The organism is Amycolatopsis sp. TRM77291 (assembly GCF_054166285.1).
Genome location: NZ_JBSZHF010000001.1, coordinates 7,764,471 through 7,782,782, shown reverse-complemented (window position 1 = coordinate 7,782,782; position 18,312 = coordinate 7,764,471). Strand labels below are relative to the sequence as shown.

At 68.8% G+C, this 18,312-nt stretch carries 15 protein-coding genes; 4 read left to right on the top strand and 11 right to left on the bottom strand.

What is annotated here, in order from left to right; genetic code table 11:
* Positions 1 to 268: 268 nt before the first annotated feature.
* The 6 genes from ACXIZN_RS36455 to ACXIZN_RS36430 all read right to left on the bottom strand — a co-directional run bounded on the left by ACXIZN_RS36455 (position 269) and on the right by ACXIZN_RS36430 (position 7,115).
* On the bottom strand, positions 269 to 1,477 hold the full coding sequence (locus tag ACXIZN_RS36455; RefSeq protein ID WP_126730112.1) for a DNA polymerase III subunit delta': 1,209 nt from the start codon (positions 1,475 to 1,477) through the stop codon (positions 269 to 271).
* Complete coding sequence (locus tag ACXIZN_RS36450; protein ID WP_457959414.1) at positions 1,474 to 3,528, bottom strand: bifunctional MFS transporter/dTMP kinase; 2,055 nt, start codon at positions 3,526 to 3,528, stop codon at positions 1,474 to 1,476. The genes ACXIZN_RS36455 and ACXIZN_RS36450 overlap by 4 nt, the downstream gene beginning before the upstream one ends.
* A 146-nt stretch (positions 3,529 to 3,674) precedes the next feature.
* A complete protein-coding gene (locus tag ACXIZN_RS36445; protein ID WP_457959413.1) occupies positions 3,675 to 4,280 on the bottom strand; it encodes a hypothetical protein in 606 nt (201 codons plus the stop codon).
* Between the two features lie 13 nt (positions 4,281 to 4,293).
* Entirely contained in the window at positions 4,294 to 5,514 is a 1,221-nt protein-coding gene (locus tag ACXIZN_RS36440; RefSeq protein WP_257483200.1) for a hypothetical protein, read from the bottom strand.
* 43 nt (positions 5,515 to 5,557) lie between these two features.
* Positions 5,558 to 6,331: an ESX secretion-associated protein EspG gene (locus ACXIZN_RS36435; RefSeq protein WP_457959412.1), complete on the bottom strand. Its 774-nt coding sequence runs from the start codon at positions 6,329 to 6,331 to the stop codon at positions 5,558 to 5,560.
* Positions 6,324 to 7,115 (bottom strand): ESX secretion-associated protein EspG, encoded by a 792-nt coding sequence (locus tag ACXIZN_RS36430; protein ID WP_457959411.1) that lies wholly within the window; start codon positions 7,113 to 7,115, stop codon positions 6,324 to 6,326. The genes ACXIZN_RS36435 and ACXIZN_RS36430 overlap by 8 nt, the downstream gene beginning before the upstream one ends.
* A gap of 112 nt (positions 7,116 to 7,227) precedes the next feature.
* Here ACXIZN_RS36430 and ACXIZN_RS36425 point away from each other — a divergent pair, with 112 nt between their 5' ends.
* The 3 genes from ACXIZN_RS36425 to ACXIZN_RS36415 are packed head-to-tail and all read left to right on the top strand — an operon-like array spanning position 7,228 to position 9,543.
* Entirely contained in the window at positions 7,228 to 7,818 is a 591-nt protein-coding gene (locus ACXIZN_RS36425) for a TetR/AcrR family transcriptional regulator (RefSeq protein ID WP_457959410.1), read from the top strand.
* Between the two features lie 4 nt (positions 7,819 to 7,822).
* Entirely contained in the window at positions 7,823 to 8,014 is a 192-nt protein-coding gene (locus ACXIZN_RS36420; RefSeq protein WP_457959409.1) for a hypothetical protein, read from the top strand.
* 11 nt (positions 8,015 to 8,025) lie between these two features.
* Positions 8,026 to 9,543, top strand: a complete 1,518-nt coding sequence (locus tag ACXIZN_RS36415) for a carboxylesterase/lipase family protein (RefSeq protein WP_457959408.1) — start codon at positions 8,026 to 8,028, stop codon at positions 9,541 to 9,543.
* Between the two features lie 68 nt (positions 9,544 to 9,611).
* Here the strand turns inward: ACXIZN_RS36415 and topA are convergent, their stop codons facing one another.
* Positions 9,612 to 12,524 carry a type I DNA topoisomerase gene (topA, locus tag ACXIZN_RS36410; protein ID WP_457959407.1) on the bottom strand — a complete coding sequence of 971 codons (2,913 nt, stop codon included), beginning with the start codon at positions 12,522 to 12,524 and terminating at the stop codon, positions 9,612 to 9,614.
* A gap of 269 nt (positions 12,525 to 12,793) precedes the next feature.
* Here topA and ACXIZN_RS36405 point away from each other — a divergent pair, with 269 nt between their 5' ends.
* Positions 12,794 to 13,606, top strand: a complete 813-nt coding sequence (locus tag ACXIZN_RS36405) for a S1 family peptidase (RefSeq protein WP_192743985.1) — start codon at positions 12,794 to 12,796, stop codon at positions 13,604 to 13,606.
* A gap of 418 nt (positions 13,607 to 14,024) precedes the next feature.
* Here the strand turns inward: ACXIZN_RS36405 and ACXIZN_RS36400 are convergent, their stop codons facing one another.
* From ACXIZN_RS36400 to ACXIZN_RS36385, 4 genes are all read right to left on the bottom strand, one after another.
* Positions 14,025 to 14,636 (bottom strand): hypothetical protein, encoded by a 612-nt coding sequence (locus ACXIZN_RS36400; RefSeq protein WP_457959406.1) that lies wholly within the window; start codon positions 14,634 to 14,636, stop codon positions 14,025 to 14,027.
* Between the two features lie 34 nt (positions 14,637 to 14,670).
* The gene (locus tag ACXIZN_RS36395) at positions 14,671 to 15,255 is read right to left on the bottom strand and encodes a hypothetical protein (protein WP_457959405.1); all 585 of its coding nucleotides are present in this window, start codon (positions 15,253 to 15,255) and stop codon (positions 14,671 to 14,673) included.
* 92 nt (positions 15,256 to 15,347) lie between these two features.
* On the bottom strand, positions 15,348 to 15,899 hold the full coding sequence (locus ACXIZN_RS36390) for a hypothetical protein (RefSeq protein ID WP_457959404.1): 552 nt from the start codon (positions 15,897 to 15,899) through the stop codon (positions 15,348 to 15,350).
* 112 nt (positions 15,900 to 16,011) lie between these two features.
* The gene (locus tag ACXIZN_RS36385) at positions 16,012 to 18,306 is read right to left on the bottom strand and encodes a sodium-translocating pyrophosphatase (protein WP_457959403.1); all 2,295 of its coding nucleotides are present in this window, start codon (positions 18,304 to 18,306) and stop codon (positions 16,012 to 16,014) included.
* Positions 18,307 to 18,312: the final 6 nt, after the last annotated feature.

Below are 18,312 nucleotides of genomic sequence, written 5' to 3'. Positions count from 1 at the left end.
CCAGCCCTTTTCCCCCTCCACCCCCGGTAGACTGGACTCGGGGTCGCNCCAATGTCGCATTGGGGACACTGAGCGTCTCCAATGCGACATTGGGGACACCCCACCGAACCCGAACCGCCTTCACTTACCCACAGCAGTTGTCCACAACCACCCCCACCTGTGGACAACTCCCGCGACCAGCCCTTTTCCCCCTCCACCCCCGGTAGACTGGACTCGGGGTCGCCCCCCTGGGACGGGTGGGGGGCTGGGGTGGTGAGTGAAGCGCCGATCAGCCTTGGCGCAGGGTGGTGACCATGGCTTCGACCGCGATCCTCGGCTTCACGTTCAGGTCGATGGCCTCGCGGCATTCCAGGACGGCTTCGAGCCGCCGCAGGATCGAGTCCGGCGCCCAGGCGGAGGCGGCCTGCGCGATCTCCGAAGCGTGGTCGGGGTGGTTCAGCGTCGCGCCCGCGCCGCTGGCGGTCACGAGCACGTCCCGGTAGAACGCGGCCAGGTCCACCAGCGCGAGGTCGAGGGTGTCCCGCTGGGTTCGGGTCGCGCGGGACTTCTGGCGCTTCTCGAGCTGCTTCACGGCGGCCTCGGCGGCTCGTTTCGCCCCGGCGACGCCCTTCCCGATCCCGTCGCCGCCCATCGCGGTGCGGAGTTCGGAACGCTCGGCCTCGTCGCGGACCTTGCTCTCCTCGCCCGCGTCGGCCTCCGCGGCGCTGATCAGCTGATCGGCGCAAGTGAACACATCGGACGGACGCCGCAGGCCGAGCGGGATCCGCAGCACGGTCGCCCGCCGCTGCCGGGCCGCCTCGTCGGTGGCGAGCCGCCGCGCGCGGCCGACATGTCCACTCGAGACGGACGCGGCCCACCGCGCGCGCTCGGGATCGATGCCGTCCCGCTCCATCAGCACCTGAGCGATCGCCTCCGGCGGCGGCGTCCGCAACGTGACCAGACGACACCGCGAGCGGATCGTCACCGACACGTCGTCCGGGTGATCCGACGGCGCGCACAGCAGGAACACCGTGCGGTCCGGCGGCTCCTCGACGGCCTTCAGCAACGCGTTCGACGCGCCTTCGGTCAGCCTGTCGGAGTCCTCGATGATCACCACCTGCCACTTCCCGGTGGTCGGGCGGCGGGCGGCGGCCTGCACCAGCGAACGCATTTCCGCGACGGAGATCGAAAGGCCTTCCGGCACGACGAGTTTGACGTCCGCGTGCGTCCCGGCCAGCACGGTGCGGCAGCCGGGGCATTCGCCACAGCCGGTGCCGGTGCTGCACTGCAACGCCGCCGCGAAGACCCGCGCGGCCGTCGACCGCCCCGAACCCGGCGGGCCGGTGACCAGCCAGGCGTGGGTCATCGCGCCGGGCGCGACGGGCTGGTTCTCGACGATCCGCGCGGCCGCGGCCGACGCCGTGGAAAGCGTGCGCGCGGCGGGCTCCTGGCCGACGAGCTGCTTCCAGACACCGATCAGCGCAGGGGCTTCCGTCATCTCACCTCGACCTTTTCCTCCGCCGGCGCGAGCCCGGCGAGCCTGCCGACGAGCACCGCGCGGATCGCGGTCCGCACCCGCTCGCTCACCTCGTCCTCAGTGCCCTCCGCGTCGACCACGACGTACCGGTCCGGGTCGGCGGCGGCCATCTCCGTGAGCAGATGCTGCACCCGCCACTGCGCGTCCAGCGACGCGGACTTCCGCATCACCGTGCCGGGATCGGCGTCGAGCAGGATGGTGATGTCGGGCCGCAGCCGGCCGGTCGCCCAGTCGGCGAGCCCTTCGAGCTCCTGGCTGTCCAGCCCGGCGACCGCGGACAGATGCGCCAGCGGCGAGTCCACGAACCGTTCCATCACCACGACGGACCCGGCGTCGAGCGCCGGCTGGATGTCCCGTTCGACGATGTCCGCCCGCACCGCGGCGGCGGCCAGCGCCTGCGCCCGCGCACCGGACAGCGAAGCACCGGAGACGAGTTTCGCGAGCCGCTGATCGTCCAGCGCCGGGTCGGCGGCCAGCACGACCGGACGCGTACCGGCGCGCAGCCATTCGGCCAGCCGCGCGGCCTGCGTCTCGGTGTTGATCGCCCGCGTCCCCTCCAGCGCGATCAGCAGCCCGTTCACACGACGCGGGCTGCGGCGCAGGGCGTTGCGGAGGTCGGCGAGGATCGGCTCGGCGCGCCGGTCGTCCATCTGCCGGTACGCGAAGATGCCGGCGAGCAGCGCGAGGACGCCGCCGCCGATCATCACCGGCCGCGTCCCGTCGATCGTGATCGTGCTCCCCCACACGGAGATCGCGGTCGGCTGCACCAGGCTGATCAGCACGGGCACGAGCACCGTCGAGCCGAACAGCACGATCTTCATCAGCGACTGGTAGATCGCGTTGATCCGGCCGCGGATGGAGTCCTCGATCCGCGAACCGATGATCGTGACACCGGTCAGGAACGCCGTCCCGGCCCAGACCCCGACCGCGGCGACCGCGACCAGCGAAACGGCGAGATGCGGCGACAGCGCCACCACGACGAGGCACAGGCCCGCGGCGACGATCGAGATCCCGAACAGCCGGTCGTGGGCGAGCCGCCGCGCGAGCTTCGGGGCCACCGCCATCCCGGTGGCGAGCCCGAGGAAGACGGCGAGGACGAGCAGGTTGAACGCCGCGTCACCGGCGAGCAGGCTGGACGAGTACGGCTTGGCCGAACCGATCACCGCGCCACCGGCGGCGAAGGCGCCGAACGCGCCGATCATCAGCCCGCGCACCAGCGGCGTCGTCCGCACGAAACGGGCGCCGTCGGCGATCATCTGCCGGAAGCCGAACTTCTCCTCGTCGGCTGCCTTGATCTTGGGCTTCTCGACCGCGTGGACGTTGCGCAGCGACAGCTCGGGGATCCGGGTCGCGATCACGATCGCGCTGGTCAGGTACAGCAGGCCGGTGATGACGACGGCGACCTTGGCGATACCGAGCTGGGCGTCGCCCTGGAAGAAGTGGAACGTCGTGTTGCTACCGGTGAGCACGGCGTTGGCCCCGGCCGCGGTGATCACCGCGAGGCCGTAGGTCATCACCATGCCGAGCTGGTTGGCGGTCTCGACCTGGTCCGGACGGCGCAGCAGGTTCGGCACCGCCGCGTCCTTCGACGGGATCCACATCATCGAGCAGCAGCCGACCAGGAAGTTGCCGACGAACACCCACCACGGCGTGCCGACGAACGCGATCGACAACAGGAAGCCGCACCGGCCGAGGTCGCACAGCACCATCACCTTGCGCCGGTCGAACCGGTCGGCGAGCAGCCCGCCGAGCGGGGCGAACAGCAGCCCTGGCAGCAGCGAGGTCAGCACGACCCCGACGAACGCGAAGTTCTGCGCGGCGTAGTTGTCGGTCAGCTTAGTGACCAGGCCGGTCAGCGTCAGGAGGTTCAGCCAGTCCGCGACGCTGCACAGGTAGGAGACACCCCAGATCCGGCGGAACGGCTTGATCGCCAGCACCCGCCGCACCCGGTGCATGGTGGAAGCCTCACGCCCCGCCGAATCACCCGTGCCCGCTTCGGGCACCGACCGCACGCCCTCGCTGATACGCCCACCCCACTAGTCATGCGGCGCCGGGGTGCGACCCGGGTCAACACCGGGTACCCCGACCGTAGGGCCAGGGTATCCCGATGGGTGACGTCTGGACGGACGGCCCCGTCCGGCGCTATCCGCCGGACGGGTTACCCGAAGATCCCCGCGATGCTGTTGAACAGGCTGGCCAGCAGCTGGATGGCCAGGATCGCGAAGATGATCATGAGGGCGATCGCGATCATGACGCCTGCCGTGTTCGACGACGGTTTACCGAGCCGCGGCATCTGCATGGAGCGCTTTGCCCGCCGTACTTCGACTTCGGCTTCTTCGTCGACATCGACCGGCTCTTCCTGCTTCACCCGCCGGGGCGTACGGATCAGCTGGGAAGGCCTCGACGGCCAGGTGCGTTGCTGGGGCAGGATCCCGATCGGCGCAGCGCCCTGCTCACCGACCGTGCTGACGACCCTCGCGGGCGGCTGCGCGGCGGTCTGCTCGGGGCCCGGGTTTTCGGCGGGCCGCTCGTCCGCGAGCATGGCCGCGTTGACCATCCGGCTCACGACTTCGGGGTCGGGCTGCACCGGTCCCGGCACCTGCACGTGGACGTCGTCGGCTCCCGCCGGAGGGGACGCCGGGGCCGTCGTGACCAGCCCGGACAGCGGGTCGGCGAACCTGTCGCCTGGAGGATCTGCCTGAGTGCCGTCGCCTTTCACGAAGTCGGGGGCATCGAAGAAGGGAGTCTCGCCCTTCCCGCTCATGGTGACCACCTCACTACGGAATGTCCTCTGCTTCCAGGGTAACCACCTCGGCCCGCCGCACATCCGCCCAATGGGCCAGATAAATGTCACGCGCCGCGAGGCTGATCTTCACATCCTCCAGCAAAGGTTCGAAGAAAGAACGCCGGTACCGGGCATCCGTCGCGGTCGATGCGGCGAAATACAGACCGGAGAAGACGGCGAGGAAGACGGAGACGTTGACGAGCGCGGAACTGACCGGAAGGGGGACACCCAACAGTGTTCCGGGCGCCGATTCACGGCCGGCGAACTCGGTCACGACCTCGGGGCTGAGGATCAGCACCCCGAACACGACGAAGAAGGCGAACACCAGCACCCCGAACGCCACGATCTGCACGGCTTGGGCGAAGAACAGCACCAAGGCGATGTTCAGGCGCTCGGTCTTCGTCAGGGCGCGCCGCTCCGGCGGAGGCGTGTCGTCGTCGAACGGCGTGCCGCGCAGGACGGCCGCCCCGGGTTCCACGGTCCAGGACTTCAGCTCCTTGATCTCGTCCGACAGCATCGACGCCAGGAACACCGCGCCGATCAGCACGAGGAAGCCGGCCACCAGCCACAACCGGCCGGGCGTCAGCCGTTCCACCGCTTGCCACAGCTCTGCGGTGAAGAAGCTGAACATCACCACCAGCAGGAGCAGCGGCAACGCCCGCGAAGCCAGCGTTCCGATGGCTCTGACCTGCGCGACCGCGCTCCGCGCCGCCCAGGTCAGGATCGAACCGACGCCGATCCGGACCAGCAGCATCAGCACGCCCAGCGCGGCGAGGTTGGCGAGCACGGCGACCCACAGCGGGTTGTCCCAGGCCACCAGCCCGGTGAACCGCTCGCCGAGCGGCAGCACGAACAACCAGAAGCCGATCGTCACCGCCATGACGGCCAACCGGACCCTGGTGCGGCTGAGCACGCGGAGCAGCTTCGCCATCAGGCGGCCCGCGATCACCGGCACCACGACCACGGCGAACGTCAGCGCCAGCACGCCGAGGACGTAACCGACGCCGCTGCTGCGCATCCTGGCCGCGAGCACGTCCTCGGGGACGTCGAGCAGCTTCAGCAGCCCGGCAAGGAGGAGGTCGAGCAGGCACAGGAACACCAGCCCTGGCGTGGACCGGCGCAACATGGCCGCCCCACGCCTCCGCCGGTGGATGACCATCGGCAGCCCTCGCCGCCGGAACCACGCGTCGGCCGCGCGCCGGTCCAGGTCCATGCCCGCCCTCCCCAGTCGTTCATCGCTCAAGGCGCCAGCGGCACTATGTACGGCTCATGTCCACCGCCTCGTGCAGCCAGCCCGCCAGTGCCCGGCGGTCCATTCCACCGAACATCAGCCACCCTTCGGAAGGGGCGGCGTACAACACGAACCTCCCCAGATCGTTGTCGACGATCACGAAGCCGTAGTCCGGATACTCGGCGTTCAGCCCGCCGAAGGCGACCAGGTCGAGGATCGCCGTGCCGGTCCGCGGACGGCTCAGCGTGTCGGCGGCCAGGCCGACCTCCTCGTCCTGGCCGGGCAACGGCACGCCGTGCTCGTCGATCCTGATGCGCATCGGCTCGGTCTCACCGGCGGGAACGTGTGGCAGCCCGCCGAAGACACGGGCGCCCAGCTCGCCGAAATCGCTCAGGCTGAACGTGGTCCGCCGCCCCGACCTCATCCGCCAGACGACCGCCTGCTGCCCGTCGCCGTAGCAATCGACGCGTACCGAACGGGGCGCGGACGCGAAGACGCCGGTGAGGACGCCTCGCACCGAACCCCGCAGCATCACGCCGTGCATCCGGACGGCGGCGGGATGGATCTCGCCGTTCTCCATCAGCCCGGCCTCTTCGAGCATCGCCGCCTTGGCCGCGTACCGCTCGGCCTGGGTGACGAGATCCGCCGGCCCGTCGTAGGACGGGCACAGTCGGCGGATCTCGTCGTCGGTGATCTCCGGGTCGTAGCCCAGGTACACGCTCCGCCGCTCGGGCACGGCGCGCAGCACCGGCTCGGCGGCGCGCCTCATCAGTTCCTTCACGGTCGCCGGTTCACGCATGGTTCTGCACCGCCTTCACGATCCATTGCTCGGCCGTCGACCGGCTGGCCGGGCCCCAGGTGAGCGTCCAGCGGCCGTCGGTGTCCATCGCCGCGCTGAACTGGTACCGGCCGAGGTCGTTGTCCACCAGGCCGAACGCGCCGTGCGGATACTCGGCGAGGATGGCGTTCCGCACCGCGAGATCGACGAGGACCGTGCCGTGCCGCGGCCGCGAAGCCCCCTCGCGGATCACCTCGACGGCATCGCGCGCCCGCACCGGGATCAGCCCGCCCGCGTCCGTCTCGATGCGCACGGTCTCGCCGGTGCCGGGCGGATGGTCGGGCAGCCCGTCGAACACCCAGCCCGGCAGCGCGCTGAGGAAACCGGAGCGCAGCCGCGCCCGCTTGCCGAGCTTGTTCAGCACCGTCGTGTAGTCCTCGTCGCCGAAGAACCGCACCTCCCACGGCTCCGCGCGCGACGGGAACACGCCGGTCACCACGCCGCGGATGAACCCGCCGCGCAGCGCGCGATACAGCCCGACGGCCTCGGGCGTGACCTCACCGCCGGGGGCCAGCCCGATGGTCGCCATCCCGCTCACGAACCGGGTGTACTGCTCCACCTCCTCGGCCAGGGTGAGCCCTGGAGTCGGCTCCTCGTCGGCCAGCACCGGCGGCACGGCGAGCTCCGGGTCGTAGAACTCCATCACCGAGGGACGCTCCGGAACCTCGGCGGCCAGCGGGGCGATGACCTCGTCGATGACGTCGAAGACAGCGGTCGTTGAAGTGCTCACCTGACCATTGAACACCCTGGTACCGACAATTTTTAGAACTTTTGTTCGAACGGGTGAGGTCGTTCGGCGAGCGGTCGGTGAGCGGTTTCCGGTCGCCGGTTTTGCTCGGCTGAGCTATTTTTTGCTCATGCAAGCAAAAGCGAAGACGTTCACCGAGAGTGCGAGACGCGCACAGATCGTGGCCGCGGCCATCGAGACGATCGCCGAGCTCGGCTACACCCGCGCGTCGTTCGCCCGGATCGCGAAGCAGGCGAATCTGTCGAGCACCGGACTCATCTCGTATCACTTCGCGAACAAGGAGGAACTCGTCCGCACGGTCCTCGAAGACGTCTTCCGTGAGATCGGCGCGTTCATGGCCGAGCGGATGAGCGAGCCCGCGTCCGCGAGCGAGGCACTGCGGACGTACCTGGAGGCGAACCTCGAGTTCGCCGCCGCGCAGCCGACCCGGATGCGCGCGTTGCTGAACATCTTCCTCGGCGGCGCCCTCGACTACGACCCCGCGAACGAGCGGGCGGCGCTGGAACCGGTCGAACGCATCCTGCGCTGGGGCCAGGAGTCGGGCGAGTTCCGCGAGTTCGACGTCCACGTGATGGCGACGACGATCCGGCGTTCGGTGGAGGGCCCGGTGTTCCTGCTCGCCGGAACGCCGGAGCCGGACCTCACCACCTACGCGGCCGAACTGGTGACCCTCTTCGATCTCGCGACCCGAAGGCGGTGATCCCGTGATGCGGCAGTGGGGTGTGGTGCTGCTCGCGATCTTCGTGCTGGCGATCTCCGATTCGCCGACGCCGCCGGGCGGATCCTGCTGGCGCACACGCTTGCCGGTCGACGGCGTCGCGTTCGTCGCCGTGCAGGTTCTGCAACACCCCTATTTCCGCCGCGTCGGGCGGTGGCGCCGCCTCGCCGCCTCCTGAAAGGACCGCTCATGCATCTCCTGCTGGCCATCGTCACCGGTCTCCTCACGATCGCCGCCCCCGCGGACCCGCTCGTCGTGCGCACCGACGCCGGCTTGGTCCGCGGCGTGGAATCCGGCCCGACCAGGACGTTCAACGGGATCCGGTTCGCCGCGCCACCCGTCGGTGAGGACCGCTGGAAGCCGCCGCGCCCGCCGGAACCGTGGAAGGACGTCGCCGACGCGGCGAAACCCGGCCCCGCCTGCACCCAGTATCTGCCGGACAGCGCCGAGGACTGTCTCTTCCTGAACGTCACCGTGCCGCGTGACGCGGGGAGCCGTCGCCTGCCGGTGCTCGCCTGGTTGCACGGCGGCGGTTACACGATGGACGCGGGCAGCCTCTACGGCGCGCAGCGGCTGGCGGACCAGGGCGACGTCGTCGTGGTGACGACGAACTACCGGCTCGGCGTCTTCGGCTACTTCGGCCTTCCCGGTCTCGCGGGTTCCGGCGATTTCGGGCTCATGGACCAGCTTTCCGCGCTGCGCTGGACCCAGCGCAACATCGCCGCGTTCGGCGGCGACCCGCGGAACGTCACGCTGGCGGGGCAGTCCGCGGGCGGGATGAGCACCTGCGCACTGCTCACCTCGCCCGCCGCGGCAGGCCTGTTCCACAAGGCCGCGATCATGTCCGGCTCGTGCCTGCTGGACTGGCCTCCCGGCGGTCTCATCCCGAATCAGCCCGCGCAGACCCCGTACTCGCCGCTCGCCAAGACCGAAGCCGACGGCGCCGCGATGGCCGCGAGCCACGGCTGCGAGGGCCCGGACGCGCTCGGCTGCCTGCGTCGTCTTCCGGCCGCGGATCTGCTGAAGGACCACCAGTCCTTCGCCAATCACCTGACCTACGGGACCCCGCTGCTCCCGCTCGACCCCGCGAAAGCCGTGCGACAGGGCGCTTTCCACCGCGTGCCGGTGCTTTCGGGCGGCACGCACGACGAGATGCGCGCGTTCATCGCCGGTGTCGAGAAGCTGAAGCCGATCACCGAGGAGCGCTATCAGGAGTTCCTGCGCAAGACGTTCGGCGAGCACGCGGACGAGGTCGCGGCCGAATACCCGTCGCGGAACTACCTTTCGCCCGCTTTGGCCTGGGCGACCGTGACCACGGACCGGTCATGGGCCTGCCCGACGGCCGAGGGGAACAGGCTGCTTTCACGGCGCACTCCGGTGCACTCCTACGAGTTCGACGACAAGAACGCGCCCGATGTCAACGGCAACGACGTGCCCACCGTGCCCCACGGCGCGGCGCACGCCCTCGATCTGGTCTATCTGTTCGAACTCAGCGGCGTCGAAAAGTCGCTGGACGAGGCGCAGCGACGCCTTTCGGAGCAGATGATCACGTACTGGACCACCTTCATGCGCACGGGTGACCCGAACTCGCCAGGGTCACCCCGCTGGGATCGGGACGTCGTGCTGTCGCTCGCGCCGGACGCGATCCGTCCGGTCGCGCATGCGGCCGATCACCGATGCGGCTTCTGGGCGGACCTTCGCTCCTGACGAGCGACGAACGGGCCGTTCCCTGCGAGATTCGCAAGGAACGGCCCGTTCATAACGCGCTCAGGGAACTACTTCGTCTTCGTGGCCGTCGAGCGTGTCGAGGGCTTCTTCGCCGCCGCGGTCTTGGTCCCCGTCGACTTGCTAGCTGCCGTCTTGGTCGCGGCGGTCTTCTTGGCCGCGGTCGTCTTGGTGGCCGTCGTCTTCGACGCCGCCGTCTTCCGCGCCGGAGCCTTGCGCTTGGGCGCCGGCCCCTTCGCGCGCTTCTCCGCCAGCAGTTCGGCGGCGCGCTCGGCGGTCAACTCCTCGATGCTGTCGGACTTCCGCAGCGTCGCGTTGTACTCGCCATCGGTCACGTACGGACCGAAGCGGCCGTCCTTGACCACCATCGGCTTACCGGACACCGGGTCGTCGCCCAGTTCCTTGAGCGGCGGCTTCGCGGTCGCGGACCGGCCACGCTGCTTCGGCTCCGAGTAGATCTTCAGCGCCTCTTCGAGCGTGATCGAGAACAGCTGGTCCTCGGTCGTGAGCGAACGTGAGTCCGTGCCCTTCTTCAGGTACGGCCCGTAGCGCCCGTTCTGCGCGGTGATCTCGTCGCCGGATTCCGGGTCCTTGCCGACCACGCGCGGCAGCGAGAGCAGCTTCAGCGCGTCTTCGAGGGTCATCGTCTCGATCGACATCGACTTGAACAGCGAGCCCGTCCGCGGCTTCGGCTGCTTCGCCTTGGCGGCCTTCTTCTGCGCGGTTGTCGCGCCTTCGGGCAGCGGCTCCGGCTCGGGCAGGAGCTCGGTGACGTACGGGCCGAAGCGGCCTTCCTTCGCCACGATCTCGTGCCCGCTGACCGGGTCCTTTCCGAGAACGCGGCCTTCCTGCGGCGTCGCGAACAGCTTCTCCGCGATCTCCTTGGTCAGCTCGTCCGGCGGCAGGTCCTCGGGCAGGTTCGCCCGCTGCGACGTCCCGTCGACCTCGCGCTCGAGGTACGGGCCGTAGCGGCCGACACGCACGACCACGGTGTGCCCGTCGGCGTCGGTGAACAGGGGGATCGAGTTGATCTCGCGGGCGTCGATGTCCTCGACACCCGAGCCGACCAGCTTCTTCAGCCCGCCGAGACGGCCGACCGAACCGTCGACGCCCATGTCGCCACCGAAGTAGAACTTCGACAGCCACTGCGTGCGGTGCTCGTCGCCGGCGGCGATGCGGTCGAGCTCGTCCTCCATACCGGCGGTGAAGTCGTAGTCGACCAGCCGCTCGAAGTGCCGCTCCATCAGGCCGATCACGGCGAACGCGACCCAGGACGGCACCAGCGCGGAACCCTTCTTCCACACGTAGCCGCGGTCCTGGATGGTCTTGATGATCGACGCGTACGTCGACGGGCGGCCGATGCCCAGCTCTTCGAGCTTGCTGACCAGGCTCGGCTCCGAGTAGCGCGCCGGCGGCGACGTGGTGTGCCCGTCCGGGCTCAGCTCGGTCGCGGTCAGCGCCTGGTCCTTGACCAGCTGCGGGAGACGGCTCTGCTTGTCGTCCGCCTCGCCACCGCTCTCGGTGTCGACGGCCTCGACGTACGCCTTGAGGAACCCGGCGAAGGTGATCGTGCGGCCCGACGAGGCGAACGTGACCTCCTCGCCGCTGGTGGCGGTGCCGACGATGCGCACCGACATCGTGGTGCCCTTCGCGTCCGCCATCTGCGACGCGATCGTGCGCTGCCAGATCATCTCGTAGAGGCGGTACTCGTCGGTGTCCAGATCCTTCGCGACCTGGCCCGGCGTGCGGAAGACCTCACCCGAAGGACGGATCGCCTCGTGGGCCTCCTGCGCGTTCTTCACCTTGCGGGTGTACTGGCGCGGCGACGGCGAGACGTACTCCTTGCCGTACAGCTGCGTCGCCTGGCTGCGCGCCGCCGAGATCGCCGACTCCGACAGCGTCGTGGAGTCGGTACGCATATAAGTGATGTACCCGTTCTCGTACAGCTTCTGCGCGATCCGCATGGTGCGCTCGGAGGTGAACCGCAGCTTGCGGCCCGCCTCCTGCTGCAGGGTCGAGGTCATGAAAGGCGCGTATGGCTTGCGCGTGTACGGCTTCTCCTCGACGCTCGCGACCTTGAAGTCTCGGTTCTTCAGCGCCTCGGCCAGCCGGACCGCGTCGGCCTCGGCCAGCACGCGGATTTCGTTGTTCGAAGCTTTGAGCTGACCGTCGGAACCGAAGTCACGGCCGGTGGCCAGGCGCGCGCCGTCGACGGCGATCATCCTGGCCGGGAAGTTGCGCGGCGACGCGTCGGCGCCCGCGTCCATCGTGGCGGAGATGTCCCAGTACGACGCCGAGGTGAAGCGCATGCGCTCGCGCTCCCGCTCGACCACGATCCTGGTCGCGACGGACTGCACGCGGCCCGCCGAAAGCTTCGGCATGACCTTCTTCCACAGCACGGGCGAGACCTCGTAGCCGTAGAGCCGGTCCAGGATGCGGCGGGTCTCCTGCGCGTCGACCAGGTCGCCGTCGAGTTCGCGGGTGCTGTCGGCCGCGGCGCGAATCGCCTGCTCGGTGACCTCGTGGAAGACCATCCGGCGCACCGGGACCTTCGGTTTGAGGGTCTCCAGCAGATGCCACGCGATGGCTTCGCCCTCGCGGTCGGGGTCCGTGGCGAGGTAGAGCTCGTCGACGTCCTTCAGCAGGCCCTTCAGCTCCGTGACCTTGGACTTCTTGTCCGGCGTGACGACGTAGAGCGCCTTGAAGTCGTTGTCGACGTCGACCCCCAGCCGCGCCCACGACTCGCCCTTGTACTGGGCGGGGACGTCGGCCGCGCCGCGAGGGAGGTCGCGGATGTGTCCGACGGAGGACTCCACGACGTAGTTACCGCCGAGGTACGGGGCGATCTTGCGGGCCTTGGTCGGCGACTCGACGATCACCAGCCGACGACGGCCCGCGCCGTCGTCCGACGCCGCGGTCTTCTTCGTCCGTGCTCCTGCCACGCTGTCCTGCTCTCCGCTCATCTTCGGCGCCTTCGCGCCGCCTCTCGACCCGTCAGTGTGCACGCTCGCACCGCCCGGACCACGGCTAGGTGGTGCAACACGCCGCCGATCGTGTGTTCAGCGCATCGCCGCTGACCTCGTCGATGTTTCCTTTCAACACCTAGCACGTGATGTCGGACACGTCCGCCTGGGGGCCCGCGTGACGGGGCGAACACCCTCCGTTCGACGGTGGTGGCTCACCTCCCGCCAACGCTTCACTTGATGTCCACGCCGACCCGAAAGGACTCCACGTGACCCGACGACTCCTCGGCACGCTGTTCGCCATGCTGACCGCGTCCGCCCTCGTCGGCATCGCGCCGGCGCACGCGGCCACTACCACCTTCGCCGGAACCGTGGCGTTGTCGAACTGCTCCGGGTCGGTGGTCAAACCGCCCGAGGCGAGCCTCGACGACCCGGCCCTCGTCCTTTCCAACGGGCATTGCCTGCAAGAAGGTTTCCCGGACCCCGGGGAAGTAATCGTCGACAAGCCGTCCACGCGGACCTTCAGCCTGCTGTCCAAGGACGGCCGCTCCTCGCTCGGCACGCTCAAGGCGAAGAAGCTGCTCTACGCGACGATGACCGACACCGACGTCTCGCTCTACCAGCTCGACACCAGCTACGCCAAGATCAAGTCGGCCTACGGTATCGCCCCGCTGACGCTCTCGCCGACCCGTCCGTCGGCGGGTATCGCGATGGACGTGGTTTCGGGTTACTGGAAGAAGATCTACTCCTGCAACGTCGACGGCTTCGTCCACGAGCTGCGCGAGGCGAACTGGGTCTGGAAGGACTCGATCAGGTACACCTCGGCGTGCAAGACGATCGGCGGGACCTCGGGGTCGCCGATCATCGAGACCGCCACGGGGAAGGTCGTCGGCGTCAACAACACCGGCAACGAAAGCGGCCAGCGGTGCACGATGAACAACCCGTGCGAGGTCGACGCGGCCGGGAAGGTGACCGTGCGGAAGGGCATCAACTACGGGCAGCAGACCTACCAGCTGACCTCCTGTCTCTCGCACAGCGAACTGGACCTTTCGAACCCGAACTGCCGGGCTCCGAAACCCTGACTTCCTCCTCGTGAGTGGTTAGGACGGTTCTAACCGCCCTAGCCACTCACGAGTCCATATGCCGCCCAGCCAGCCGCCCGTGACCCAGACGGCCTTCTCGCGTGATCAGACGGACGACACGCGTGACTGAATGGACGACACTCCCGTGCCCGGGTTCCGCCGCCGGGAGTCGTCCACCTGATCGCGCGCGCCGTCTCCCCAATCACACGTGTCGGCTCTCTGATCACACGTGTCGTCCGTGCAATCACGCGAGCCGTCCGCCCAATCACGTGAGCTTCCACCTGGCCACACGCGAGCCGTCCCTTCAGACACGCGAGCCGTCCGCCTGATCACGTGAGCCGGCAGTCCAAGCACGTGAAACGGCCCGGAAGGAGACACCAAGACACCGTGGGCTAACCGTCCTTCACGCTCACGACCCTCAGACGGCACGCACCACCGGCACGAGACTGGGCCAAGCGGGCTCGGCACCCGTCGGCGCGTCTCCGATCAGCTCCAGCACGTGCGCGAGCCGTCTCCGCCCGGTGACCCGCAGCAGCGCCTCTTCACCCTTCTGCACCTTCGCCGGGACGCCCAGCTGGGCCAGCGCCGTGATCAGCCGCTCGTGCGTCTCCGGCGCCTCCGGATCGAGCGCGAGCAGGTAGCCGTTGCCCTGGGGACTGCCCGCCGCCAGCGCCCACATCCTCAACATGGCCCCATCGAGCCGGAAACCCTCCGGCAGGACCTTCTCTTCACCACGGTTCCAGCGCTGCTCCAGTGGCAGCAGATCGACCCGGAACGGCGTTCTCACGAGCGGCCGCCCGCATTCGGCGGCCGAGACCTGCGCCTCCGCGCCGCGACGACGGCATTCCCTGGCGAGGGCGCCCGCCCGCCACGGCTCGTCGACCACGGCGGACAGCCGCGCGGCCGTCCGCCCGAAACCCGTCATCCGCCCGGGCCCGCACAGCACTCCGGCGAGGTCGGCGAGCCCCGGCCCGCTCGCCTCCGCCGAGAAGAGCGAGATCGTCCCGTCCACCCGGACAGAATAGAACACAAGTTCGACTCATGGCCAGTGATGAGGCGGTGACTCAGCGAGGTTGTTTGACCAAATCCTGGCAGTTCGGAATCCGGCTGCTCGCCGCGGCGAGCTGAGGGACGTCGTTAAGGCCCCTGAGAAGGTCGAGGCGGTCTAGTTCGTCGAGGGACGTCCTCGCGTCGCGAAGCGCCGTTTTCGTCGCTTCGGGGTCGCTTGAGGAGTCGAGGCGATGGCGGACGTCGTCGGCGCGGGCCCGGATGTCGTCGAGCCGGGCGACGGCGGACGTGCGCGCGGAGTCGCCGCCCGCGACCGGCGCCGGCCCGAGGTTCTCCAAGGCGGCGGAGGTCCGGTCCAGCCCTTCGACCACCGAGGCCATCAGTTCGCTGGAGGTACGGGAAGCCTGCTGTGGCGTGCTCGGATCGACGCTGGGCAGCGTCGCCAGCGTCCGGACGAGGCCGCCAGCCGCGCCGCAGTACCCCTCCGTCCAAGCGGACGCGGGGTCGGCCTCCGACGCGCTGACCGTCGCGAGACCTTCTTGTCTGGCGTGGGAAGTCACCGCGGGCTGCTGCCCGCACCCGGCGAGGCCGAGTCCGATACCTGTTGCTAGCGCGGCAAGGACGGTGAACCGCGGCCGCACGAAAACACCTCCCGACCTGACGACTTCCCGGCTGGCCCCCGACGGTACCGATACCGGGGGGCAATGCAAATCAACGCGACGCCGAAGAACGGTCAGGAAGGCAGCTTCTTGCAGTTCGGGGCCTGTGCGGCCAGCGTTTTCAACGAAACGTTCGTTTCCAGCTGCTGGAACGGGTCGGGCATGTCGTTGATGTCGGAGCCGATTTGCCGGAAGGAAACCGCGGCGGCCGCCACGGCGGCCTTGTCGTCCTTCGGTGCCGCGTCGAGGGCCGCCTTCGCGGCGAGCACCTTGTCCCGGATGGGCGTCAGCGTGTCGACGATGCTCTTGCGTGCCGCGTCGGCTTCCGCGCTCGGCGCCTGGCCGAGCTTCCCCAATCCCGTGACCGCGTTGTCGAACCCGGGAGCGAACACCCCGAAGGCCTCGTCCATCACCTTCCGCGCACTGAGGACGTCGTCCTGCTCGAATTCGGGCAGCCGGAACTCGCCGATCTTGGCGAAATCGATCAGCGAACCGCAGAAACCGTCCATCCAGGAACTCCCGGCCGCGGGGGCGGGAAAAGAAGGAGAAGGAGCGGCAGTCCGCTCGGCGCCACCGCAGCCGGCCAGCAGGAAAACCGCGGCGAACAGGATGATCGAACGCCTCATGGCAGGGACTCCCCGGATCGGATCGGCGTGACGGGCCAGACATTAACCTGCGCCGGACAGACGCCGGGCCCGCCACGAAAAGTCCGTGGCGGGCCCGGCGGTGGAGCAACCGTTACGCCTTCGTTTGCGCGGGGCTCTCGGAAAGAACCGACTCGCGACGCTTGGAGACCACGATCGCCGCGACGATGATCGCGACAGCGACCAGCGAGATCGCGATGCGGATGCCGACGTTGGCGTCCGCACCGATCGAGAACTGCACGACCGCCGGGGCGATCAGCACCGACACCAGGTTCATCACCTTGATCAGCGGGTTGATCGCGGGACCGGCGGTGTCCTTGAACGGGTCACCCACGGTGTCACCGATGATGGTGGCCTCGTGCGCGTCCGACCCCTTGCCGCCGTGGCTTCCGTCCTCCACGAGCTTCTTCGCGTTGTCCCAGGCGCCACCGGAGTTGGCGAGGAAGATCGCCATCAGGGTGCCGGAAGCGATCGCACCGGCCAGGTAACCGGCGAGCGCGCCGGTGCCGAGGCCGAAGCCGACCGCGATGGGGGCGAAGACCGCGAGCAGACCGGGCGTGGTCAGCTCACGCAGCGAGTCGCGCGTGACGATGTCGACGACCCGGCCGTACTCGGGACGGGTGGTGCCCTCCATGATCCCCGGGATGTCACGGAACTGGCGGCGCACCTCGTAGACGACCGCGCCGGCGGCACGGGACACCGCGTTGACCGCGAGACCGGAGAACAGGAACACGACCGCCGCACCGATGATGACACCGACCAGGGTGTTCGGGCTGACCACTTCGTTGACGAAGAAGTTCAGCGCGGACGCGCTGGCCTGCGCCGCCTCCGGGATCGACTTCAGCGCCTTGCTGATCGCGTCCTGATAGGACCCGAACAGCGCCGTCGCCGCGAGGACCGCCGTGGCGATCGCGATGCCCTTGGTGATGGCCTTGGTGGTGTTGCCGACCGCGTCGAGTTCGGTGAGGATCTGCGCCGCGTCCTCGTCGACGTCACCCGACATCTCGGCGATGCCCTGCGCGTTGTCCGAAATCGGGCCGAAGGTGTCCATCGCGACGATGACGCCGACCGTGGTGAGCAGACCGGTACCGGCCAGCGCCACGGCGAACAGCGCGACGCCGCCACCGAGCAGGTACGCGCCGAACACGGCCGCGCTGATGACGAGCGCGGTGTACACGGCGGACTCGAAACCGACCGAGATACCGGCCAGGATCACCGTCGCCGCACCGGTTTCGGAGGACTTGCCGACCTCCTTGACCGGCTTGTGCTCGGTGCCGGTGTAGTAGCCGGTCAGCTTGAGGATGACCGCCGCGAGCACGATGCCGATGATCACCGAGATGGTCGCGATCAGCGCCGGGTTGCCGGGCTCGCTGGTGGCACCGCTGGTCAGCTCGGAGAACGAACCGGGCAGGTAGACGAACGCGGCGATCGTCGAGAGCACCGCGGAAATCCCCGCGGAGATGTAGAACGAGCGGTTGATCGTGACGAGGCCGCCTTCACCCGCTTTGGCCTTGGTGATGTAGACACCGATGACCGCGGTGATCACGCCGATGGCGGGAACGATGAGCGGGAAGATCAGGCCGTGCACGCCGAAGGCCGTGCTACCCAGGATGAGCGCCGCGACGAGCATGACCGCGTACGACTCGAAGAGGTCCGCCGCCATCCCGGCGCAGTCGCCCACGTTGTCACCGACGTTGTCGGCGATGGTGGCCGCGTTGCGCGGGTCGTCCTCGGGGATGCCCTGCTCGACCTTGCCGACCAGGTCCGCGCCGACGTCGGCGGCCTTCGTGAAGATACCGCCGCCGACACGCATGAACATCGCGATCAGCGCGGCACCGAAACCGAAGCCCTCCAACACCTTCGGAGCCTGTCCGGTGTAGACCAGGACGACCACCGCGGCGCCGAAGAGACCGAGACCGACGGTGATCATGCCGACGACGCCACCGGTGCGGAAAGCCAGGCGCATCGCCTTCTCGCGGCCGCCTTCCTCACGCGATGCTGCCGCGACGCGAAGGTTCGCCTGCGTCGCCAGCCACATGCCGAGATAGCCGATCGCGAAGGAGAATCCGGCGCCGACCAAGAAGAAGATGGACCTGCCGATCTTCTCGTTCCAGTCATCGGCCGGCAAAGCGAAGAGCAGCACGAACACGATTCCCCCGAAGATCACGAGGGTGTTGCGCTGCCGTTTGAGATAGGCAGCCGCACCTTCCTGCACTGCCTTCGCGATGTCCTGCATCTTGGAGGTGCCCTGGCCGGCGGCCAAGACCTCCTTGAGCAGAACGTAGCCGATGACCAGTGCGGCAAGGGCGACCACGGCGATTACACCGACGATGGTGTAACCACCTCCGGAGAGCGTGAGTTCGCCCTCCGCGAGGAACTGCCGGGACATTCGTCC